Origin of the sequence: Myroides sp. ZB35 (assembly GCF_001865835.1) — a bacterium.
Classification (GTDB): Bacteria; Bacteroidota; Bacteroidia; order Flavobacteriales; family Flavobacteriaceae; genus Flavobacterium; species Flavobacterium odoratimimum.
Genome location: NZ_CP017769.1, coordinates 1,395,130 through 1,415,981 on the forward strand (window position 1 = coordinate 1,395,130; position 20,852 = coordinate 1,415,981).

At 35.5% G+C, this 20,852-nt stretch carries 22 protein-coding genes; 12 read left to right on the plus strand and 10 right to left on the minus strand.

What is annotated here, in order from left to right; all coding sequences use genetic code 11:
• The first annotated feature begins 281 nt into the window (after window positions 1-281).
• The 4 genes from BK054_RS06285 to BK054_RS06300 are packed head-to-tail and all read left to right on the plus strand — an operon-like array spanning window position 282 to window position 3,448.
• Window positions 282-1,013: a hypothetical protein gene (locus BK054_RS06285; protein ID WP_071307099.1), complete on the plus strand. Its 732-nt coding sequence runs from the start codon at window positions 282-284 to the stop codon at window positions 1,011-1,013.
• Window positions 1,014-1,041: 28 nt separating this feature from the next.
• Window positions 1,042-1,791 carry a hypothetical protein gene (locus BK054_RS06290; RefSeq protein ID WP_071307100.1) on the plus strand — a complete coding sequence of 250 codons (750 nt, stop codon included), beginning with the start codon at window positions 1,042-1,044 and terminating at the stop codon, window positions 1,789-1,791.
• 2 nt (window positions 1,792-1,793) lie between these two features.
• Complete coding sequence (locus tag BK054_RS06295) at window positions 1,794-2,624, plus strand: DUF3592 domain-containing protein (RefSeq protein ID WP_071307101.1); 831 nt, start codon at window positions 1,794-1,796, stop codon at window positions 2,622-2,624.
• 11 nt (window positions 2,625-2,635) lie between these two features.
• Window positions 2,636-3,448 carry a DUF3592 domain-containing protein gene (locus BK054_RS06300; RefSeq protein WP_006262574.1) on the plus strand — a complete coding sequence of 271 codons (813 nt, stop codon included), beginning with the start codon at window positions 2,636-2,638 and terminating at the stop codon, window positions 3,446-3,448.
• A gap of 303 nt (window positions 3,449-3,751) precedes the next feature.
• On the opposite strand, the gene BK054_RS06305 is transcribed toward BK054_RS06300, so the two are convergent.
• A complete protein-coding gene (locus BK054_RS06305; RefSeq protein WP_071307102.1) occupies window positions 3,752-4,201 on the minus strand; it encodes a GNAT family N-acetyltransferase in 450 nt (149 codons plus the stop codon).
• A 121-nt stretch (window positions 4,202-4,322) separates the two neighbouring features.
• Between BK054_RS06305 and BK054_RS06310 the strand changes: the two genes are divergently transcribed.
• Complete coding sequence (locus tag BK054_RS06310) at window positions 4,323-4,526, plus strand: hypothetical protein (RefSeq protein WP_006257728.1); 204 nt, start codon at window positions 4,323-4,325, stop codon at window positions 4,524-4,526.
• A 239-nt stretch (window positions 4,527-4,765) separates the two neighbouring features.
• Here the strand turns inward: BK054_RS06310 and BK054_RS06315 are convergent, their stop codons facing one another.
• The gene (locus BK054_RS06315; protein ID WP_006257727.1) at window positions 4,766-6,019 is read right to left on the minus strand and encodes an aspartate kinase; all 1,254 of its coding nucleotides are present in this window, start codon (window positions 6,017-6,019) and stop codon (window positions 4,766-4,768) included.
• Window positions 6,020-6,493 carry a GNAT family N-acetyltransferase gene (locus tag BK054_RS06320; RefSeq protein ID WP_006262576.1) on the minus strand — a complete coding sequence of 158 codons (474 nt, stop codon included), beginning with the start codon at window positions 6,491-6,493 and terminating at the stop codon, window positions 6,020-6,022.
• A 96-nt stretch (window positions 6,494-6,589) separates the two neighbouring features.
• On the opposite strand from BK054_RS06320, the gene fbp reads away from it, so the two are divergent.
• Complete coding sequence (gene fbp / locus BK054_RS06325) at window positions 6,590-7,594, plus strand: class 1 fructose-bisphosphatase (protein WP_006257725.1); 1,005 nt, start codon at window positions 6,590-6,592, stop codon at window positions 7,592-7,594.
• A gap of 55 nt (window positions 7,595-7,649) precedes the next feature.
• On the opposite strand, the gene BK054_RS06330 is transcribed toward fbp, so the two are convergent.
• Window positions 7,650-8,078 (minus strand): fructose 1,6-bisphosphatase, encoded by a 429-nt coding sequence (locus BK054_RS06330; RefSeq protein ID WP_006257724.1) that lies wholly within the window; start codon window positions 8,076-8,078, stop codon window positions 7,650-7,652.
• Window positions 8,079-8,344: 266 nt separating this feature from the next.
• Here BK054_RS06330 and BK054_RS06335 point away from each other — a divergent pair, with 266 nt between their 5' ends.
• Window positions 8,345-8,773 carry a deoxycytidylate deaminase gene (locus tag BK054_RS06335; protein ID WP_006257722.1) on the plus strand — a complete coding sequence of 143 codons (429 nt, stop codon included), beginning with the start codon at window positions 8,345-8,347 and terminating at the stop codon, window positions 8,771-8,773.
• A 12-nt stretch (window positions 8,774-8,785) separates the two neighbouring features.
• A complete protein-coding gene (locus tag BK054_RS06340) occupies window positions 8,786-10,363 on the plus strand; it encodes a S41 family peptidase (protein WP_006257721.1) in 1,578 nt (525 codons plus the stop codon).
• Between the two features lie 355 nt (window positions 10,364-10,718).
• Here the strand turns inward: BK054_RS06340 and BK054_RS06345 are convergent, their stop codons facing one another.
• Window positions 10,719-12,785 carry a M13 family metallopeptidase gene (locus BK054_RS06345; RefSeq protein WP_006266129.1) on the minus strand — a complete coding sequence of 689 codons (2,067 nt, stop codon included), beginning with the start codon at window positions 12,783-12,785 and terminating at the stop codon, window positions 10,719-10,721.
• 161 nt (window positions 12,786-12,946) lie between these two features.
• Here BK054_RS06345 and BK054_RS06350 point away from each other — a divergent pair, with 161 nt between their 5' ends.
• The 4 genes from BK054_RS06350 to BK054_RS18095 all read left to right on the plus strand — a co-directional run bounded on the left by BK054_RS06350 (window position 12,947) and on the right by BK054_RS18095 (window position 16,382).
• Window positions 12,947-13,657 carry an SCO family protein gene (locus tag BK054_RS06350; protein ID WP_016650010.1) on the plus strand — a complete coding sequence of 237 codons (711 nt, stop codon included), beginning with the start codon at window positions 12,947-12,949 and terminating at the stop codon, window positions 13,655-13,657.
• A gap of 220 nt (window positions 13,658-13,877) precedes the next feature.
• Window positions 13,878-14,108, plus strand: a complete 231-nt coding sequence (locus BK054_RS06355; RefSeq protein ID WP_006260493.1) for a ferrous iron transport protein A — start codon at window positions 13,878-13,880, stop codon at window positions 14,106-14,108.
• A gap of 26 nt (window positions 14,109-14,134) precedes the next feature.
• Window positions 14,135-16,243 (plus strand): ferrous iron transport protein B, encoded by a 2,109-nt coding sequence (feoB, locus tag BK054_RS06360; protein ID WP_071307103.1) that lies wholly within the window; start codon window positions 14,135-14,137, stop codon window positions 16,241-16,243.
• Between the two features lie 7 nt (window positions 16,244-16,250).
• A complete protein-coding gene (locus tag BK054_RS18095) occupies window positions 16,251-16,382 on the plus strand; it encodes a FeoB-associated Cys-rich membrane protein (protein ID WP_006257716.1) in 132 nt (43 codons plus the stop codon).
• Window positions 16,383-16,492: 110 nt separating this feature from the next.
• Here BK054_RS18095 and trpA read toward each other — a convergent pair whose 3' ends face one another.
• From trpA to trpD, 5 genes are read right to left on the minus strand one after another with little or no spacing between them, the layout of a single operon-like run.
• Window positions 16,493-17,263, minus strand: a complete 771-nt coding sequence (gene trpA, locus BK054_RS06365; RefSeq protein WP_071307104.1) for a tryptophan synthase subunit alpha — start codon at window positions 17,261-17,263, stop codon at window positions 16,493-16,495.
• The gene (trpB, locus tag BK054_RS06370) at window positions 17,256-18,443 is read right to left on the minus strand and encodes a tryptophan synthase subunit beta (protein WP_006262579.1); all 1,188 of its coding nucleotides are present in this window, start codon (window positions 18,441-18,443) and stop codon (window positions 17,256-17,258) included. Before trpB ends, trpA begins: the two co-directional genes overlap by 8 nt.
• Window positions 18,430-19,065, minus strand: coding sequence for a phosphoribosylanthranilate isomerase (locus BK054_RS06375; RefSeq protein ID WP_071307105.1), 636 nt, complete (start codon window positions 19,063-19,065; stop codon window positions 18,430-18,432). The genes trpB and BK054_RS06375 overlap by 14 nt, the downstream gene beginning before the upstream one ends.
• 6 nt (window positions 19,066-19,071) lie before the next feature.
• Window positions 19,072-19,860 (minus strand): indole-3-glycerol phosphate synthase TrpC, encoded by a 789-nt coding sequence (trpC, locus tag BK054_RS06380; RefSeq protein ID WP_071307106.1) that lies wholly within the window; start codon window positions 19,858-19,860, stop codon window positions 19,072-19,074.
• Entirely contained in the window at window positions 19,857-20,849 is a 993-nt protein-coding gene (gene trpD / locus BK054_RS06385; protein WP_071307634.1) for an anthranilate phosphoribosyltransferase, read from the minus strand. The genes trpC and trpD overlap by 4 nt, the downstream gene beginning before the upstream one ends.
• Between the last annotated feature and the right edge of the window lie 3 nt (window positions 20,850-20,852).

A 20,852-nucleotide genomic window follows, 5' to 3' on the forward strand; every position in this document is an offset into this window, starting at 1 on the left:
GGATAATAAAGTAGATAGAAAAATAGAGTTGATAAAATATTTTATATCAGTGCTTTATTACTTTTAAGAAAACTATATTTGTTAAAATTTTCATTAATATTTAACGTTGTTTAGAGGGAGTAGAAAGTAAAGTTGCAATTGCAGTAGGTTTAGTAAAGTAGTTTGAGGATTTAGAAAAAGAATATGAGTATAGTCTTGCGTTATTTGTTTTTAACAGGTGCAGTCTTGATACTATTTTTTGGTATTGAAGGAGTTTAAGTTTAGAAGTTAAGTTGATAGAAATGTTAGTACTGATAGGTATTGTGATAATAGGATGGTTAATGTATAGAGTACCAACTATACATAAAAACAAAGGAGTATATGTTAAAGAAGGCGCCAGTGGGACACGTCTGTTTATTTTGTCTATCACCGTTGTAGCATTTGGAATGATTAATTATGCTACTAAACAGTGGCAAATAAAAAGTGAAGAGTTTAAAAGTATGGATAGATATACTGCTGTACTTACTGGATATAATACAGTGACAGAAGGGAGTGGTAAGATGAAAACTATAGCATATATTCCTGTTTATAAATTTGTGACTAAGTCAGGTGATAGTATTGAATATAAAGCCAAAAATTCATCAATGGGGAAACCTATTGAAGGAAGTCATTTTAGAATCTATTATAATCAAGTAGATAAAGTAGCTTATGTAATAGATGTACAGATGATGATTAGTATAGTTTTGATAGCCATAATTTTAATAGGTGCTGTATACTTTCTTATAGGGTTACTTGCATATAGTGTATTGCCTAATCATATAAAGTATAAGTGGGTAGGAGTTGAGTTAGCTTATGCGGTTCTTACTATAGTATTCTTTAGTATTATACAGTTGTGTATATGTTTGATTTTTTTTAGTGGATATCGTTATTCTTGGGTGATGATTGTAGTGTATCTGATTATATCAACATATTTGACAATAAGAGCATTAAGGTCAACTATAAAACAGAGAATAGAAGAGTTTAAGTTGAGGTGATTAATATCTAGATAACAGAAAAATAGTTATGATAGAAGATGTGATTTATAATCAGTGGTCTATAATACTAGGATTATTATATACAGGCTGGTTAACGTCTAGAATAGTGAAACGTACTACGAAAGGGCGAAAAGAAAAAGCGGGTTGTGTAGATGTAATACGCGTATTCTTAATTATCGGAGGTTTGTTTGGATTGACTGTTTTCGGGAGTGTTGCTTTTGGAAGTATGTTTATTCGTACACTATCTAGCTTAATTAACGGAACTCTAGTATTCAGTATTGAGTTGTTTGCAGAGTTGATTTGTTATGGGACGATGGTAGCGGTGCTAGTATTCGCATTTATAGGTGTTATGCTCTATGGTATGGGAAGAGATATGCGCCGATATAATAGATTGGCTAGATTATTAGGACTAGGAGTATTAGTTCCTTTGATTATGCTTGTATTCGAAGGGGCTTTGATCTACGCACTTGTTATTAATATATACAATATTCCCCTTTCTGTATTATTAATGGTATTTATCTTGATCTTGTTAATCGGGATTATACTGTATGTGAAGATTATCAGGGAAGAGATAACAGACTTAATAGAAAAAGAAAAGAACGCTAGTAAAAGTAAGGAGAATAAGACAAAAGGAATAACACAAGATAAATCTGTGACAAGGTCTCAGACTGCTAATCACTCTAGACAAGAAAGCAATAGAAGTACACAGCGCACGAATAAGCCTAATCCTCATAATGACGAGTGGAAGCGCAGAAGTAATAGACGTAAAAAAAGATAGTAATGGACGAAATCAGAATTAATCAGTTGGCATTTGGGTTAGGGATATTGTATACAATATGGCTGACTTATAAAATAATAAAGCGTTCTTCTCATAATGGAACCAAAACAGGATGTCTAGGGATAGGGTATATCTATCTTATCGTGGCGTCTATTTCTTCATTTGCGATAGGTGGGACTGTAGCCTTGACGATGATGATCATTACGAAGACACAGACTGTATATAACGGGGATAAATATGAGGCGCGTGTGGTATCCTATACTAGCTATGAGAGTCGTAACTCTGATGATAATGGCTATACCACGATGTATACACCTACAGTACACTTCACTACCAGAGGAGGTGAAGTGGTAGAATATGAGCTTGACTATTCTAGTAGTGGTATGCCTACCGTAGGCGATCAGCACACGGTATATTATGATGAGGCTAATGAGCGTGTAACTACCTTTGGGATAGGGACAGTAGCGTTGATACTCGCTTTTGGGGTGATGATCGTTATACTCGTATATCTTTTTGTCGGTATGGTGATATATGCGATGAATTGGTCTATGGATAGATATAAAGAGATAGGAGCATTCTTAGGACTAGCTATAGTATTGCCTTTGATTATGATTTTGTTTGATGGAGCTATGATATGGGCATTATTTGATGGTAAGGATAAACCGCTTTGGGTTAATATCATCTTAGTGTTTTTTAGTTTGGTACTGACATTGGCTATTTGGGGTTATCTCAAAAATATCTATGGAGATGGTCTAAAGAATATGGGGATGAATAGAAAGGGAATAAGAAGAGTAGATAACACTAGGTTTGGGAATACAACGAGAAGGGGATAAATACGGGAAGTATGGATATAATTAAGAGAGAATTAATGTTTTTATTACCTGTGATAATAGGGATAGTCATTAGTATAATATTAGGTAAATTAATTAATAGACGATGTCAGAGATATAACTCACTTCCTATGTTAAAGGACCTAGGTAAGGGGACTTATTTTATATTGTTGGGTATTATGTGGGTTACTTATAGTACTGGCTCATTATTGTACAATGTAGTGTCTAATAAAGTTAATATTATTAGTAATGGTGATAAGTACATGGCTAAGGTAGTGTCTTATACAACATATAAGACTGAGGGGAGTCGAAGTAAAAGAGGGAGTCGAAGTGGAAGTATCAATTATAAACCAATAGTTACATTTACAACTAAGGATAAAGTGAGTATAACTCATACCCTTGATTCTTCTGTAGGGGATATGCCTATTAAAGGACAAGGCTATGTAATCTATTATAATCCTAAGACAGAAAAGATAACAACGTTAAATACAAGTGATGTGATTGTGATTACTGGATTTAGTATAGTATTTATTCTTATCGCTTTTGTATTTGTGACAATGTTTAGTTTTGCGATTGGTGCCCCTATGATGAAGTATAAAAAGGTAGGAACTTATCTTCTGTTTCTGTTTGTCATTCCTATAAGTATGTTGTCTTTAATGTTTGCTTTTATCTATACACTATTGTATAGTAATGCTGTATCAGCAGGAATGTCATTAGTATTAATCTTCGTTATTTTGCTTATGATCGCGGGAATATATGGTGTATTAAAAACTGTTATGTCTGAGAATGGTATTATTCAGAAGATAATAGCATGGAAACCAAATTAGTTGAATGATATAAACCCGTCTTAGGAAATACTAAGACGGTTTTTTATTTCTTTTAGATTCAAAAATATAGTATATACCTAATATCAAGAACATAAATAGACTATACAACAAAGAACTAATAAAGTCTTTTCTGTCAATTAGCAAAGACCAAAGTAGGTTAATAACTAGCAAAACCCATAAAAAGTAATATATCTTTTTATTCATAATTATTTGTTTTCTACTAAGTTATGTTTTTTGTGCTATATAGAGTTATTAATTTTAAAAGAGAATATAGGAATAAGTATAATTATCAAATAAATAGATCTACAACATCTTTTCAAAACACAGGCTACTCTCCACACCTTCGTACTGACCGTAGTTAGGGATAACAGTATAGTTATTCTTTCTGTATAATATCTCTGCTTGTGTCTGTAGCTTACCCATCTCTAAGATACAGCGTGTATAACCTAGCTCCAGACTCCACTTTTCTAGTTCAGCTAGTACAATAGAAGCGACACCCTTACCTCTAGCGATAGGAGCAGTGTACATACGCTTAACTTCCATAGTATGTGAGTCATATTCTTTGATAGCTCCACAGGCTATAGCATGATTATCTTCATAGATAACAATAACATGGTTGATATGATCTACTTTATTGTATTGATCAAAGAAGTCATGTTCATCACCATCAGTTGTTTTGAGGTATTTGTCTAGTTCTATGATGAGGTTTAGAAAGTCTTTATTGTCAGAGTCGGTTCTTGTGATGGTCGGCATAGCTTGATGTTTAGGAGTTAAAAATACTGTTTTTTAAAGTGCTATTTATTTCATTAGAGAAAAACTATTCGTTAAAGTTGCGTATCTTTATAGAACGTGATTATTAAAAGCAAGTGTAGATATGGACTTAGATTATGAAAGTAGATTTTATATGGTATGGATACTATCGAGTATTGTGATAGGTGTCTTCGGTGCTATATTGTATAAAGTAATACAGGATATTAAAAAGAAAGAAGTGACTAAAGTGCAGTATATCATTGCTTTTATAGGTAGCTTTATCATCGCATTAGCCTTTGAGTGGGTGCTGTTTTATCTTGCTTTATAGCTAATATTTGGTTTTAATGAATAGCTTATGAAGAAAGTCTTAATGGGTATAGTCTATATACACGGGTTGCTATTATGGGGAATCTATATCCTGATATATGCAGTGGCTAAGTTCTTTTTACACACCTGTAGATTAGGTAAAAAGAAGATTAGACAATGAGTCTTATAACTATGGTCAATGTATGGTTATTTAGTATAGTATATTAAAAAGGCCGTCTTCGTGAGACAGCCTTTGTGATATTATTCTTTAGTGACAATCTGCATTGTCTCTCTATTCACTTGTTTTAATAATAATGTTTTATCACCAAGTATCTTCTGTGCAGAGTGATCATCGAAGTGTCTTATGGTATATAGAGACACATTCTCATTATAGCTCACCTTAAATTTATCTGTAAGCAATAGTCTTACATCTTCGAAGTGATTAAACTTATCTTCTACACATACAGAGAAGCTAATAGCAGAGTTCTGTATGACATTCACTTTAATATTATACTCTCCGAATAATTTAAAAATATCGCTGATATTCTGCTCCATGATAAAAGAGAAATCCTTAGAAGATAGTGATATTAATAATTGGTTCTTCTTCACAATAAAACATGGAACATGAGGAGTCAATGGTGCTCCTTTAGATACATTCGTTCCTGGTAATAATGGATTTAAGAATGACTTTACATATAAGGGTATTTCTTTTTGACGCAATGGTTGTAAGGTCTTCGGATGGATGACTGACGCACCGTAGAATGCTAGTTCTATTGCTTCTTGATAAGAAATATGTTGTAGTAGAGTCGTATCTTCAAAATAACGTGGATCAGCATTCAGTACCCCTGGTACATCTTTCCATATCGTTACACTCTCAGCGTCTAAGGCATAAGCAAATATAGCGGCTGAGTAGTCAGACCCCTCTCTGCCTAATGTAGTAGAGAAACCGTTGTAGTCAGAGCCAATAAATCCTTGTACAATGAATAATTGTTTTGTACAAATCTCTTTTTTGATATTCTCTATCGTGATATCCCAGTTTACATCAGCATCTCTATAGACTGTATCTGTTTTGATTAAGTTTCTTGAGTCTAGCCAAGTATTATCTATACCTGATTCTAGTAGGTAATAGTGTAAGATAGTCGTAGAGATAATCTCTCCATAGCTTACGATTTGATCATAAACGAAATTGTAATTAGGAGATTTATTGTTCAGTAAGAAGTAAGTAATAGAATCAAATAGCTCTTTTAGCGATGCATAGATATCGTGATCTTCATTAGGGAATAATTCTCTAACGATCGTGTAGTGATAATCTTTAACTACATCAACAGACTCTGCTAAGTCAAATCTATTCTGAAAATAGTTGTGTACGACTACTTCTAAGGCATTCGTCGTTTTACCCATTGCAGAAGCAATGATTAGGCTATCTTCATAGCCCACTGTTTTTAATACGTTACAAACGTTTCTTACATTTTCTGCGTCTCTTACTGAGGCTCCTCCAAATTTGAATACTCTCATTTACTTAGATTGACTAAATTGTTCTATTCCGTTTTGATCCATTTGTACAGTATACCAATCTTCTAATACTGTCGCTCCGGATTTTTTATAAAAGTTAATAGCCGGTTCATTCCAGTTCAGAACTACCCATTCTACTCTTCGTACACCTTCTTTCTTTGCGATATTCATTATTTCTGCATACAGTGCATATCCCGCTCCTGTACCTCTAGCAGCTTCTGTGACGATAAGATCTTCTAAGTGAATCGTCTTACCCTTCCAGGTAGAATATCTATTGTAGAATAAAGCCATGCCGATGATTTTAGTGTCTAGCTCAGCAACAATAACATTAAATAAAGGATTTGCTCCAAAACCATCTCTGATTAGGTCTTCAGCGGTAACTACGACAGCATCAGGTTCTTTTTCGAAAGTTGCTAGTTCTTGTATTAATGCTAATACATTAGGCATATCTTGAGGGGTTGCAGATCTAATATTCATTTTAGTTATTGATTTAATGGTTAATGTCTTCGGTTAGACAACAAAATTAACGATATTTGCACTGTAAAATACACAACTTAAGAATCATTTTTGAAAATGACAACAGAAAGATCTCAAACTTTAGGAGAGTTTATCATTGAAAAACAAGAAGACTTTAAATACTCTTCTGGTGAGTTATCAAGATTAATTAACTCTCTTAGACTAGCTGCTAAAGTAGTAAGTCACCAAGTTAACCAAGCAGGTTTAGTTGACATCGTAGGTGCTTTTGGAAAACAAAATGTACAAGGTGAGCAACAGCAGAAACTTGATGTTTTTGCAAACGAAGTATTCATTAAAACACTTATCAATAGAGAAATCGTATGTGGTATCGCTTCTGAAGAAGAGGATGATTTTATTTCTATCCACGGTAGAGATAACAGCAACGAGAACAAGTATGTAGTGCTAATGGATCCACTAGACGGTTCGTCTAATATCGATGTGAATGTATCAGTAGGTACTATTTTCTCTATTTATAGACGTGTGACTCCTATCGGAACTCCTGTAACAAAAGAAGACTTCTTACAAAAAGGAGAGAATCAAGTAGCAGCAGGATATATTGTATACGGTTCTTCTACGATGTTAGTTTATACTACAGGTAATGGAGTACACGGGTTTACATTAAATCCAGCGATCGGTACATTCTTCTTGTCTCACCCGAATATGAAGATTAATGAGGATGGGCATATCTACTCTATCAATGAGGGGAACTATGTACACTTCCCACAAGGGGTAAAAGATTACTTAAAGTACTGTCAAGCAGAAGAGAATGATAGACCATATACTTCTAGATACATCGGTAGTTTAGTATCTGATATTCACCGTAATATTCTAAAAGGAGGTATCTACATTTACCCTACTAGTACTAAAGCTCCTAAAGGTAAACTAAGATTGTTATATGAGTGTAATCCTATTGCATTCATCATTGAGCAAGCTGGTGGTAGAGCATCTGATGGTTATACTCGTATCATGGAGATAGAGCCAACGGAGTTACACCAACGTGTTCCTTTCTTCTGTGGTAGTAAAAACATGGTAGAAAAGGCTGAAGAGTTTATGAAGAAATAAGAAGTATTTCTATAAAATAACAAGTGAGCTAATCTTTAGGATTAGCTCACTTTTTTTATTTTTTAAGGTTGTGAATTTCTTCTATGAAGGTATCTATATCCACATTTAAGACTAATAATGATAGAGATTTATCTACTAAGAAATCTATATTGTTAGTGAAACCTAAGGCAACAGCAAATTTCTTTAATATCTCTTTTTGTTTTGGTCCTAATACGTGATTTACATATACCATTCTTGCCAAATCGTATAATCTTTCGATACGATTGGTCTCTAGATAGGGAGGGTTGACAGGATAGCTCTCTGGGTTCTTTAATATATTCGCATAGTCCTCGTCGCTGATTTCTAGTCGAATAGCTAGTTCATCTAAAAAAGCTTTTTCCTCTGTACTACAATGTCCATTCGCTAACGCCACACGTACTATCGAAGCAAAGTGGCCTTTGTTTCTCTCTCTAAATCCTAAATCAAATAATTCTGAGTATGACATTTTTGTTTGTTTTTTGGTTAGTAAATTGGTTCAGTTTATTATATCTAATATAATGATAAATTATGGAGTCTATAGTTTTTTTATGATATTTTTATGCTTATCATAATGAAGTGTGTTTTTAGTAGTGAGTTTATAATAGATTGTTCGTTTGGATAGTAAATTAGATAAACGAAGTAAGTTCCTATTCTAAGATTGGTGTATTAACAAAAAGGTTTGTGTATTTTTGTTAGATCAAAGGGATAGAGAACTTTGTAAATATTTCTGATATGAATGAATCAAAAATAACTAAATATGATAAGGCTTATTTGCGTATGGCTCGCGAATGGGGACAACTATCGTATTGCAAACGAAAAAAGGTAGGCGCTATTATTGTAAAAGATAGAATGATTATTTCTGACGGATACAATGGGACACCTACTGGTTTTGAGAATTGTTGTGAAGACGAAAACGATACTACGCACTGGTATGTGCTACATGCTGAGGCTAACGCTATCTTGAAGGTAGCTAGTTCTACACAGAGTTGTCAAGGGGCTACACTTTATATCACGATGTCTCCATGTAGAGACTGTAGTAAACTTATCCATCAGGCAGGGATTACTAGAGTGGTGTACAGTGAAGGTTACCGTGATACAGAAGGGGTAGACTTTTTAGAAAAAGCAGGGGTGGATGTCGTATTTCTTCCTGACCTTGATTAATATCCACTGTAGATGAAAAAGTTTTTTTGGCCTCTGATTATATCGATTTCTTTATCCTTAGGTATTTTACTAGGAGGCTTTCTTGTATCTGCTTCTTATCGTGGAAAAACAGGTTTTTATACCAATCACAATAAGCTTAAATTAAATCGGCTAATTGATTTTATAGAGAAGGAGTATGTAGATAATGTAGATACTGACTCTATCGTCGATAGAACGGTGACTACTATTCTAGAACAACTAGATCCACACTCTATCTATATCGGCAAGAGTGAGCTACAGTCTGTGACAGAGTCTATGCAAGGTAGTTTCGTAGGGATAGGGGTGAACTACTATTACTATAAAGATAGTGTCGCTGTAATCAAAGATATCGTAGATGGCCCCGCTTTTAAATCTGGTATACAGCCGGGTGACCGTATCATAAGTGCTGACGGACAGCATCTGTATGGAAAGGAGATGACCTCTGATAGTATCGCTAAATACTTAAGAGGGGAAAGGGATACTGATGTAAAATTAGAAGTCTATCGTAAGACTGTAGGTAAGAAGCTAGACATTGTGGTCAATAGACAGCCTATTCCTATCAAGAGTGTAGATGCTGCATTTAAGTTATCAGACGGTAGAGGATATATTAAGCTCAATAGATTCTCTAGTACAACTTACGAGGAGTTTAAAAAGGCGTTAGAGGATCTGATTACGCAAGATATTTCTAGCCTAGTCCTAGATTTGAGAGATAATGGAGGAGGGTATATGGATCAAGCAGTGAATATGCTAAATGATTTATTAAAGAAAGATCAGGTAATCGTAAAGACTGTAAATAAAGGTGGTCAAGAGAGAGTCACAAAGTCTAAAGGAAGTGGTCTCTTTACAGATAAGCCTCTTTATGTATTGATTAATGAGAATTCTGCTTCTGCTAGTGAAATTATAGCTGGAGCGATACAGGATAATGATAGAGGTACTATCGTAGGGCGTAGAAGCTTCGGTAAAGGACTTGTACAACGAGAATTGATGCTCGGGGATGGTTCTGCTATTAGATTGACTACAGCTCGTTACTTCACTCCTTCTGGACGATCTATACAGAAGCCTTATACGATGGGGGTAGAAGAGTATAATAACGATTTTAGAACGAGATATGCACATGGAGAGTTATATGCTGCTGATAGTATAAAAGTAGCCGATAGCCTACAGTACAAAACCTTAAAAGGACGTGTAGTCTATGGAGGTGGTGGTATAGTACCGGATATCTTTGTTCCGATAGGGAATAAGCATGGAGATGACACTGTGGTACTTCTGATGAAATCGGGTATTGTGAGTTTCTTTGTATTCCAAGAGATCGATAAAGAAAGAGCGAAGTTTACTAATATGTCTAAAGAAGAGGTGATAGACTATGTGATGTCTTCTGATAAAGTATTTAAAGCTTATATTAAACATCTAGAAGGCAATAAACTATTCTTCAAATTAGATAAGCGAAAACAGATTGTGAAGCGATTCTTAGTCGGAGAGTTTTTAAGTCAATTATACACTAGTGAGGATTACTATCTATGGATGTTAGAAGTAGATCCTATGATTAAAAAGATAGACGAGAAAACCTTATAGTTAGGAAGAACTCAAAATACTAATAGTAAAGCATTGTGATTATCACAATGCTTTTTTTGTGGGATATAGTGTTACTTGTTTATTTCTTGTAGTCTATGATAGAACAGTCAAAGGATAACGATAGCATTGTGGTCGCATACTTTTAGCCCTTTTTTATGCGAGCAGTATCCCATAACTATGCGACCACTATGCGATAAGTCCAATTAGGTTTGATATAGCGAAGCGCTGTTTTTGAATGTATGGTATTGAAGTTGAGGTTGTTGTTTGGGTTTTGTGTAGGCTTAGCCTTGTCGTATGGATAAAAAAATAAAGGAGCCTCATTGAGACTCCTTTATCGTTATTTATTGTGTTCTGATTACCAGATTTTAACTCTTTCCTCAGGTTTGATGTATAATTTATCACCTTCTTTAATATCAAATGCTTTGTAGAAAGCATCTACGTTTTGAAGAGGTACATACGCTCTGTAGTGTCCAGGAGCGTGAGGGTCAGTTTTCACTTGGTTTTTAATTGCCTCATCACGAGCTTTAGTTCTCCAGATAGTTCCCCAAGAGATAAAGAAACGTTGCTCAGGTGTGAATCCGTCGATTAGACCTGGATCACCGTTTTCTTTTAAATAGATTTGTAATCCGTCATAAGCAGCATTAACACCACCTAAGTCTCCGATATTCTCACCTAAAGTGAATTTACCGTCTACGAATACACCTGGTAGAGGCTCTAATGCGCTGTACTGAGCAGCTAAAGCATCACCTAATTTAGTAAAACTAGCTAAGTCAGCGTCAGTCCACCAGTTGTTTAAGTTTCCGTTTTTATCATAACGAGCTCCTGAGTCATCAAAACTGTGAGAGATCTCGTGTCCGATTACAGCTCCGATACCACCATAGTTAATCGCTTCGTCAGCTTTATAATCATAGAATGGAGGTTGTAAGATAGCAGCAGGGAATACGATTTCGTTATAGATAGGGTTGAAGTAAGCGTTCACTGTCTGTGGAGCCATTCCCCAACGAGATTTATCTACAGGTTTACCGAAGTCTTCCATGTTTTTAGCAAAATCCCATTTAGTAGCATTCTTCATGTTTTCGAAGTGATTACCACCGTCTTTAGGAGCTTTAATATCCATAGCAGAGTAATCTTCCCATTTGTCAGGGTAACCGATTTTCACTGTTGTAGTTGCTAATTTTTCTAAAGCACCTTTTTTAGTTTCTTCAGCCATCCATGGTAATGCTTTGATACGATCACCGAAAGCTGTAAGTACGTTTTTAATCATTGCTTGAGCTTTTGCTTTCGCTTCAGCAGGGAATTTTTTAGCAACGTATAATTGTCCTAAAGCTTCTCCTACAGTACCGTTAACTACAGCTAATGCTCTTTCGTCAACAGGTCTTTGTTCTTTAGCACCTTCTAATGTTTTAGAGTAGAACTCCCAGTTCGCTTTCTCCATCTCAGTAGATAAGTAACTAGCGTTTTTGTTCACTAAAGTCCATTTCATATATGCTTTGATATCTTCGATATTTTTAGCAGAAAGGATTTCGTTAAGTGCTTTCATGTATTTCGGTTGAGATACAATTAGCTTTTCAACGTTCTTTAATCCTGTAGCAGCGATATAAGCATTCCAATCAACAGCAGGTGTTAATTTTTGAAGCTCAGCTACTGTCATAGGGTTATAAGTAAGACGGCTATCTCTACGCTCTACTCTAGTAAGACGAGGTTCTGCCATTTTAGTTTCGATCGCTAATACACGTTTAGAATCTGTAGTAGCCTCTTCTTTAGGCTCACCAGCTAATTCTAACATACGCGCTACGTGTGCTACGTATTGGTCACGTTTTTCAGTGATGTCTTTATCTTTTAATACATAATAGTCACGATCAGGTAAACCTAAAGAACCTAAACTGATGTATACTGTATTTTCTTGAGAGCTTTTTGCATCTGCATATACGTAGATAGAATATAATCCTAATCCTCCTTCAGCTACTAATTCGTTGATTAGTTTAGTCGCATCTTCTGGAGTTTTGATTGCATTGATTTTATCTAAGTAAGGTTTAAGAGGAGCTACTCCTAACTCATTTCTCTTAGCTTCATCTAAGTAAGTTTGGAATACAGCTACAGCTTTAGCTTGATCAGATTTAGGATCAAGTTTAGAGTCTTCAGCAGCCTCTCTAAGGATAGCAAGGGCATCCTTATCAGTGTTTTGTCTTAATTCATCAAAACTTCCCCAACGTGTTCTGTCATTTGGAATTTCTGTTTTGTCATACCAAGCACCGTTTACATAACGGAAAAAGTCATCACCAGGCTTTACATTTTTATCCATGTATTCTAGGTTGATTCCATGAGCTACTTGATCTTCTTGCTCTGTAGTATTCTTAGCATCTTTACAAGCTACTAATGATACTACAGCGAAGGCAGAGGTTAATAAAACTCTTTTGTTCATAGTATATAATTAATTTTGTTCCTATTGATATTCTAACAAAAATAGAAAATATCTTTTATAATCGTATTTTTCTCTACTTTAAATAAGACATCTTGTATTTATCATGTCTTTAACCTTCAGGTTAAAAGGGATTTTGTAAGTTTGTCGAAACTCTATTCAAAATGTTACACTTTTTCAAGAAATATAAATACTTTTTTATTTTCTTCTTCCTTTTATGTGCAGGAATCATGGTGATGTTCTACAATGCACTGAAGTATAGAAAATCACTACCAGTATATACACCAGCTATGGTGAACCCTGAAATGGTAGATAGTTTAATCCAACATGAGGCCAATAAACAGAAGCACAAGATAGCTGCATTTAAGTTCTTAAACCAGAATGGTGATACAATTACGAATAAAGATTATGAAGGACATATCTATGTAGCTGATTTCTTCTTTACAACATGTACTACGATCTGTCCTATCATGAGTGATAATATGGTTTGGCTTCAAGATAAGATTAAGACTCTGCCAGGCGTTAAATTATTATCACACTCAGTAACTCCTGATATCGATAGTGTACCTGTGCTAAAAGAATATGCATTACACAAAGGTGCTGATGATAAGATATGGAATTTAGTAACAGGGGATAAAAGAGATATCTATTATATCGCTCGTAACTCTTACTTAGCAGTGAAGACAGGATCTCCAGAAGAGATGTACGATATGGTACACACCGAAAACTTTGTATTAGTAGATGGTAATGGCCGTATTAGAGGGTTCTATGATGGTACTAATCTAGATACACCTGATAAAGAAACTAAGAATATGCAACAGTTATGGGAAGATATCCAATGGCTGTATGAACATGAGCAAAATAAGACTAAATAGTCAAGTTATTATACAGTATAATCCCTCTACATTTATTAGTTGATGTAGAGGGATTTCTTATATATGAATATTTCTGTTTCTAAGTTATGAATCAAAATAAGCTAATAATGAAAAGGTTGTGCGGTAATTATAGTAGTATTAATACTGATAATTATTAGGAATATAGTTCTATAATCTTTTTTATTGACTAAATTTGCAATATGAATTAAATCTAAATAAGGTGAGTACAACTTTAGACTTATTAAAAAGAAATGAAAAAGGAGTGATAGCAGACTTCGATATGCACAAGGTTCCTTTAAAACTATTAGAGATGGGATGTCTACCAGGTAATGCTGTGGAACTTCTAGAGGTAGCTCCTCTAGGTGACCCAATATATCTGTGTATTAATGATACGCATTTATCTATTCGAAAAGAATTAGCTAAGGAGATACAAGTAGAATTAATTGGCTAATTAGATTAAGATATTACATATAGTTGATGAAAAAAGATATAAAAGTTGCCCTAATAGGTAATCCTAATGTAGGGAAAACCTCTGTATTCAATGCCCTGACGGGTCTTAACCATAAGATAGGAAATTATCCTGGTATTACTGTAGATAAAAAATCTGGAGTAGCGAAGTTAGATGATAAAGTAAATGCTACTATTATCGACTTACCAGGAACATATAGTATTAATGCGAGTTCTGAAGATGAACGCATTGTATTAGACTTATTATTTGATCCTACTAATGATGACTTTCCAGATGTTACTGTTGTAGTAGCTGATATAGAAAATCTAAAGCGTAACTTATTACTATTTACTCAGGTTAAAGAACTTGGTGTTCCTACGATATTAGCTGTTAATATGGCTGATCATATGGACGAGAAGGGGATTAGTCTGAAGATAGCTGAGTTAGAAAAGAAATTAAATACAAAGATTGTTTTAATCAGTGCGAAGAAAAAACTTGGTATTCAAGAGTTAAAACAAGCAATATTAAATTATAGAACGTATTCTATAGAACCATGTGTGAATGCTACAGCTGTAGACACAGAGTTCTTTAGTAAACTTGCTTTGACATTCCCTAACCTTTCTGTATTCAAATTGTGGATGATCTATTCACAAGACATCAAGATCGGGAATATAGGGAAGAAAGAGATAGAGGCTAAAGGAGTTCAGTTGTCAGAAAGTGAAATCAAAAAGCTTCAACATAAAAAGACAATCAAGAGATATCAGTTTATCAACGACGTTTTAAAAGAAACGTACTCACGTGATGTCAATAAAGCTACAGATCTTCGCTCTAAAGTAGATAGAATACTTACCCATAAAGTGTATGGATATCTAATCTTCTTTGCGATTATGATGTTGGTCTTCCAGGCTATCTTTGAGTGGTCAAGTATTCCGATGGATTGGATAGATGAGCAGTTTGCTAATCTTAGTTCTTGGGTACATGATACGATGGAGCCAGGTAAACTTACAGATTTGATAGCGGATGGTATCGTACCAGGTATTGGAGGGGTAATGCCTTTCATCCCTCAGATTGCTATTCTATTTATGTTTATTTCTATCTTAGAAGAGACAGGGTATATGAGTAGAGTGGTGTTCTTAATGGATAGATTAATGCGTCCATTCGGATTAAGTGGTAAATCAGTAGTGCCTCTTATCTCTGGTAATGCATGTGCTATTCCGGCGATTATGTCTGCTCGTAATATTGAGAACCCTAAAGAAAGATTGATTACAATACTTGTAACACCGTTTACTACGTGTTCTGCTCGTATTCCAGTATATATTATCATTATTGCTTTAGTAATCCCTGATACACGTGTATTTGGGTTCTTAAGTATACAAGGATTGACATTGACGTTATTCTATCTAGTAGGATTCTTAGCAGCTTTATTGTCTTCTTGGGCATTGAGTAAATACATTAAGAGCGAGCGCAAGTCATACTTCGTAATCGAGATGCCAAACTACCGTACTCCTATTATTAAGAACGTAGTGGTGAATATGTATGAGAAGACTAAAGCATTCGTAGTAGGTGCAGGTAAGATTATATTCGTATTATCGATCATCATTTGGTTCTTAGGTGCTCATGGACCTGGAGAACGCTTTGAGAATGCTGAGAAACATATTACAGAAGTATATCAAGATAAAGAGGTAAGCGAAGAAGAATTAAGTGAGCATATCGCTAGTTATAAATTAGAGAATTCTTATATTGGTATTCTAGGTAAAACAATAGAACCTGTAATTAAACCTCTAGGGTATGACTGGAAAGTAGGTATCGCAGTATTGTCTTCTTTCGTAGGACGTGAAATCTTTGTAGGAGTACTTGGAACTATTTATAATGTAGGATCTGGGGATGAGAATGATGAAGATGGACGTATTAAACAAAAAATGGCAGCTGAGATATGGCCTGATACAGGACAACCAGTCTTCACGCTAGCCAGTGGGGTGTCACTAATGTTCTTTTATGCTTTTGCGATGCAGTGTACAGCTACAGTAGCAATCGTGAAAAGAGAGACTAAGTCTTGGAAATGGACTATCTACCAATTAGTGTTTATGACTGTTTTTGCGTATGTCGCAGCTTTAATAGCATATCAACTTTTAAAATAAAGTAATTATGGGTTACCAAGAAATAATTGCCTATGCAATTGTAATTATTGCATTGGGGTACATCATTAAAAAAGGCTTTTGGAAGAATAAAACGAATAAGAAAGGTTCTTGTGGCGGAGGTAGCTGCGGATGTTCTTAATCACCATTCTTTAAAATAACAAAATAGGCAACTCAGGCGAGTTGCCTATTTTGTTTAGTATATATCGTTAAATCTTAAATGTGGCGAATTCGCCATAATTAGGGCTATACTTACCTAATGCTCTTGACGAAGTTAAGAATGCTATCCTCACTAATACCATGTTCATTAATATGCTTCATAAAGGCTGTTCCTATAATCGCCCCTGAGCTATATTGATTCGTGAGGTCATAGGTGTGTTTATCTCTTACCCCAAAGCCAATAAGTGCTAGGTTTTTAAGCTTTAAATCTTGAATGTGTTTATAGTATGTTTGTTGTTCTTCTAAAGACTTGTTAGAGCCTGTAGTTCCATTAGAAGAAACTAAATAGATAAAACCATCTGTCTGCTCATCTATATGGCGCACGCGTTCTATCGAAGTATCATTACTTATTAACATGATATTACTGACGTTGTGTTTATCACAGTGTGTCTTGAAATGTGATAAGTAGTAGTCTATAGGTAAGTCTGGAAGGATAATACCATCTACACCTACTTCTGCGCATTTCGCTATGAATGCCTCTACACCATATCTTAGTACTGGATTTAGATACCCCATTAAGACAACAGGTATAGTAATGTGCTGTCTCATTTCTTTTAATTGTTCGAATAGCTTAGAGACTGTAATACCGTTTAGTAAAGCCTGCTCACTACTGTGCTGTATAACTGGCCCGTCTGCTAGTGGATCTGAGAAAGGCATGCCTATTTCTACTAAATCTACACCAGCGTTATCTAGATTCTTTAAGATGGTCATGGTGTCTTCTATAGCAGGATAACCAGCTGTGAAGTATATAGAAAGTATATTGGATTTCTTCTCGGTGAAGAGTGTGTTGATTCTGTTATTCATGGTTAAAGTATTTAGAGTAAGTAATCATGTCTTTATCGCCTCGTCCTGATAAGTTTACCACTACGATATCGCTTTCTTTTAGCTCCATCTTATTTAGGTAAGCCAAGGCGTGTGCTGATTCTAGTGCAGGTATAATCCCATCTATACGCGTTAATTCAAAAGCAGCTTTGATCGCTTCATCATCTGTGATACTACCTACAGTGATCTTACCTGTATCACTCAGATAGGCATGTGCAGGTCCTATACCAGGATAATCTAATCCGGCTGAGATAGAATAAGGCTCTATAATCTGTCCATCCTCAGTCTGTATAAGGTAAGTCTTACTACCGTGGATAATACCTTGTTTTCCTAAGGCGATAGTAGCTGCAGTCTGTCTTGTTTCTACTCCTAGACCTGCCGCTTCTACTGCAATTAACTTTGTATGACCATTATCTATAAAGTGATAGAAGGCGCCCATCGCATTACTTCCTCCACCTACACATGCTACTACATAGTCTGGATTAGGAGTATTCTCTTGCTCTATGAGCTGTGCTTTTATTTCTTTACTGATGATAGATTGAAACTTCGCTACCATATCAGGATAAGGATGAGGACCTACTACAGAACCAATCACATAATAGGTCTCTTGTGGATTATTGATCCATTCGCGTATGGCTTCATTTGTAGCGTCTTTTAAAGTCTTGCTCCCACTCTCAGCAGCTACTACTTTTGCCCCTAGCATACGCATGCGTTCTACATTAGGTTTCTGACGTTCGATATCATGTGCTCCCATAAATACAGTACACTCTAGATTTAATAGTGCGCAAGTAGTAGCAGTAGCTACCCCGTGCTGTCCTGCACCTGTCTCAGCTATAATTCTCTTTTTGCCTAGACGTTTGGCTAAGAGTACTTGTCCTATCGTATTGTTGATTTTATGGGCTCCTGTGTGATTTAGATCTTCTCTTTTCAGATAAATCTTTGCTTTATATTTAGCAGACAAGTTAGCAGAATAGAATAGAGGAGTAGGTCTTCCTACATAATCTTTAAGTAGCTTATTTAGTTCTTGTTGAAAATCTTCTGTCTGTATGATATCTAGGTAGCTCTCTTGTAAGTCTGATACGTTCTTATACAGCATCTCAGGGATAAATGAACCTCCGTACTCTCCGTAATATCCTTGTTCGTTTGGGTTAAATTCTTTCATAGTCTCTTATTTCTTTTACTAGTTTTCTCACTAGTGTTATGTCTTTATGATGTTGATCGTTTTCTAATTTACTGTTGAGGTCAAAGCCTGCTAATCTATCATCTCGTAATAGCAAAGCGGACTGTATGTTGTGTAATCCTAATCCTCCACTTAGTAGATAAGGGGTACTACCTTGATAATGCTGTAATACATCCCAATCAAATGATAATCCACTACCTCCATACTCTGGAGTAGGGGTGTCGAATACAAATAAGTCACAGTATGCTTCGTATTGTTCTATTTGACTGAAATCCTCCTTTACTCCTATAGAGAAAGCCTTGATTACCTTTATTCCTTGCTCTTTATGGTAAGCACAATCTTCTGGGCTTTCGTTACCGTGAAGTTGTATATAGTCTAGTTTATACTGCTTTATGCGTTGTGCTATTTCTTGTCTTGTAGCATTGACGAATACACCTACTTTCTGAATATGATGAGGTAGGTTATCAACAGCCTTGTTAATATCTGTACTTACATATCGCTTTGACTTCGGATAAAAGATAAATCCCATCATGTCAATGTGCTCTTGCCCAACAGAATTAATATTGTCTATATCAAACATCCCACAGATCTTTATCTTCTTCATCGCTGTTTACAATTTAATCTCTTGTTGTAATAGCCTTAATTGTTCAGTAGGATTAGCCATTTTCATAAAGTATTCTCCCATTAAGAACCCTGAGAATCCATTGTCAGCTAATTCTAATAACGTAGCGGCATTCTGTATACCACTTTCTGCTATCTTCACTGCCTGCTGAGGTAATAGATTAGCTAGAGCGATACTGTGCTGAATATTTACTTCAAAGGTGTTCAGATCTCTATTGTTTATCCCGATGAGGTCAAACTCAGTATGTAAATGGTCTCGTATTTCTTGTTCAGTATGTGTCTCTAATAATACTTGTAAACCAAGCTGATGTGCATAATCAGTCAATACTTTGACACGTTCGATAGGAAGCATTTTAGCGATCAATAGAATGGCGTCTGCACCTATCGCTTTAGCTTCTTCTATCTGGTACTCGTCTAGGATAAAGTCTTTCTGTAATAGAGGCAAGTCTACTGAAGCACGTGCGTTAGCAAAGTCAGTGGGTAGAGCACCGAAGAATTGACTGTCGTTTAGAATTGATAAAGCCGCAGCTCCATTCGCTTCATATCCTTTTACTATCTCAGTGATATTCGCGTTGGGATGGATGATTCCTTTAGAAGGAGACTGTCTCTTAAACTCTGCGATGATCGCTCTGTTGTTCTTAGCAAGTATAGCAGACTTAAAATCAAGCGGTATTCTGTTGTATAATGGAGCATTTCTTAGGTCAGCAATACTCTTTATAGTTTTGCGTTGTGCTACTTCTATTTGTTTATGTGCCTTTATTTGTTCTAATATCTTCATCTCAATTCTTTTAGTATTTCAAACTTCTCTTTTGCTTTTCCTCCTAGTAGAGATTCTTCTGCTCTTGCTTTTGCCTCTAAGATGCTTAGTTCAGGATAGTAGGTATTAATAGCTAAAGCGCTATTAGCAAGGACTACATTATTCTGAGCAGAGGTACCTTTACCTTTAAGTATTTGCCAGAAGATATAAGCTGACTCTTCTACTGTTTTTCCTCCTTTGATATCTTCTTCACGGATGACAGGACTATTAAAGTAAGAAGCGTCTATTAGTTTCTCTTCTTTGTTATTGATTAGCTTAGCCGATTTAGTCAAGCTACATTCATCATAGCCGTCTAAGGCATGTATAATGCTGTACTGTGTATTCTCTGCCTGCAAGAAGTATTTATACATTCTCAACAGCTCAAGGTTAAACAGACCTACTAGTTGTACCTTAGGCTGAGCAGGATTAGTCAGTGGACCAAGCATATTAAAGAACGTCTTCACTCCAAGTGCTTTTCTCACAGGGGCGATTCTCTTCATGGCTGGGTGAAATAAAGGAGCATGTAGAAAACAGATATTTGCTTCTGTTAATTGTTCTTTTAGCTCTGCTTCTGTGCTTTTAAAATGAATACCTAAGTTCTCCATGACACTTGATGATCCTGAGATAGAAGACACTCCGTAGTTACCATGTTTAGCCACAGGTACTCCTGCTCCTGCTGTCACAAAGGATGACAGTGTAGATATATTAAAAGTGTCTTTTCCATCTCCTCCCGTACCACATAAGTCCATAGGGTTATAGTCGGATAGATCTACTTTATTAGCTAGCTGTAACATTCCTTCTCGGAACCCTCTTAACTCCTCTAATGTGATAGGTCTCATGATGAATGTAGTCAGTATAGATGCCATCTGTGCATCTGTATACTTGTCATTAGCCATATTGATGACTATCTCTTTTGCTTGTTCTGTAGTAAGTGTCTTATGTTGTATTAAGTGATTTAATATCTCTTTCATAGC

Excerpts from the sequence above, each read along its gene's own strand:
- BK054_RS06290 (WP_071307100.1), top strand. The coding sequence starts at position 1,042 with ATGATAGAAGATGTGATTTATAATCAGTGGTCTATAATACTAGGATTA.
- trpA (WP_071307104.1), bottom strand. The coding sequence starts at position 17,263 with ATGAATAACAGAATCAACACACTCTTCACCGAGAAGAAATCCAATATA.
- BK054_RS06335 (WP_006257722.1), top strand. The coding sequence starts at position 8,345 with ATGAATGAATCAAAAATAACTAAATATGATAAGGCTTATTTGCGTATG.
- trpB (WP_006262579.1), bottom strand. The coding sequence starts at position 18,443 with ATGAAAGAATTTAACCCAAACGAACAAGGATATTACGGAGAGTACGGA.
- BK054_RS18095 (WP_006257716.1), top strand. The coding sequence starts at position 16,251 with ATGGGTTACCAAGAAATAATTGCCTATGCAATTGTAATTATTGCATTG.
- BK054_RS06315 (WP_006257727.1), bottom strand. The coding sequence starts at position 6,019 with ATGAGAGTATTCAAATTTGGAGGAGCCTCAGTAAGAGACGCAGAAAAT.
- BK054_RS06340 (WP_006257721.1), top strand. The coding sequence starts at position 8,786 with ATGAAAAAGTTTTTTTGGCCTCTGATTATATCGATTTCTTTATCCTTA.
- BK054_RS06305 (WP_071307102.1), bottom strand. The coding sequence starts at position 4,201 with ATGCCGACCATCACAAGAACCGACTCTGACAATAAAGACTTTCTAAAC.
- BK054_RS06330 (WP_006257724.1), bottom strand. The coding sequence starts at position 8,078 with ATGTCATACTCAGAATTATTTGATTTAGGATTTAGAGAGAGAAACAAA.
- trpD (WP_071307634.1), bottom strand. The coding sequence starts at position 20,849 with ATGAAAGAGATATTAAATCACTTAATACAACATAAGACACTTACTACA.
- fbp (WP_006257725.1), top strand. The coding sequence starts at position 6,590 with ATGACAACAGAAAGATCTCAAACTTTAGGAGAGTTTATCATTGAAAAA.
- BK054_RS06300 (WP_006262574.1), top strand. The coding sequence starts at position 2,636 with ATGGATATAATTAAGAGAGAATTAATGTTTTTATTACCTGTGATAATA.
- BK054_RS06375 (WP_071307105.1), bottom strand. The coding sequence starts at position 19,065 with ATGAAGAAGATAAAGATCTGTGGGATGTTTGATATAGACAATATTAAT.
- BK054_RS06310 (WP_006257728.1), top strand. The coding sequence starts at position 4,323 with ATGGACTTAGATTATGAAAGTAGATTTTATATGGTATGGATACTATCG.
- BK054_RS06295 (WP_071307101.1), top strand. The coding sequence starts at position 1,794 with ATGGACGAAATCAGAATTAATCAGTTGGCATTTGGGTTAGGGATATTG.
- BK054_RS06285 (WP_071307099.1), top strand. The coding sequence starts at position 282 with ATGTTAGTACTGATAGGTATTGTGATAATAGGATGGTTAATGTATAGA.
- BK054_RS06320 (WP_006262576.1), bottom strand. The coding sequence starts at position 6,493 with ATGAATATTAGATCTGCAACCCCTCAAGATATGCCTAATGTATTAGCA.
- trpC (WP_071307106.1), bottom strand. The coding sequence starts at position 19,860 with ATGAAGATATTAGAACAAATAAAGGCACATAAACAAATAGAAGTAGCA.
- BK054_RS06345 (WP_006266129.1), bottom strand. The coding sequence starts at position 12,785 with ATGAACAAAAGAGTTTTATTAACCTCTGCCTTCGCTGTAGTATCATTA.
- feoB (WP_071307103.1), top strand. The coding sequence starts at position 14,135 with ATGAAAAAAGATATAAAAGTTGCCCTAATAGGTAATCCTAATGTAGGG.
- BK054_RS06350 (WP_016650010.1), top strand. The coding sequence starts at position 12,947 with ATGTTACACTTTTTCAAGAAATATAAATACTTTTTTATTTTCTTCTTC.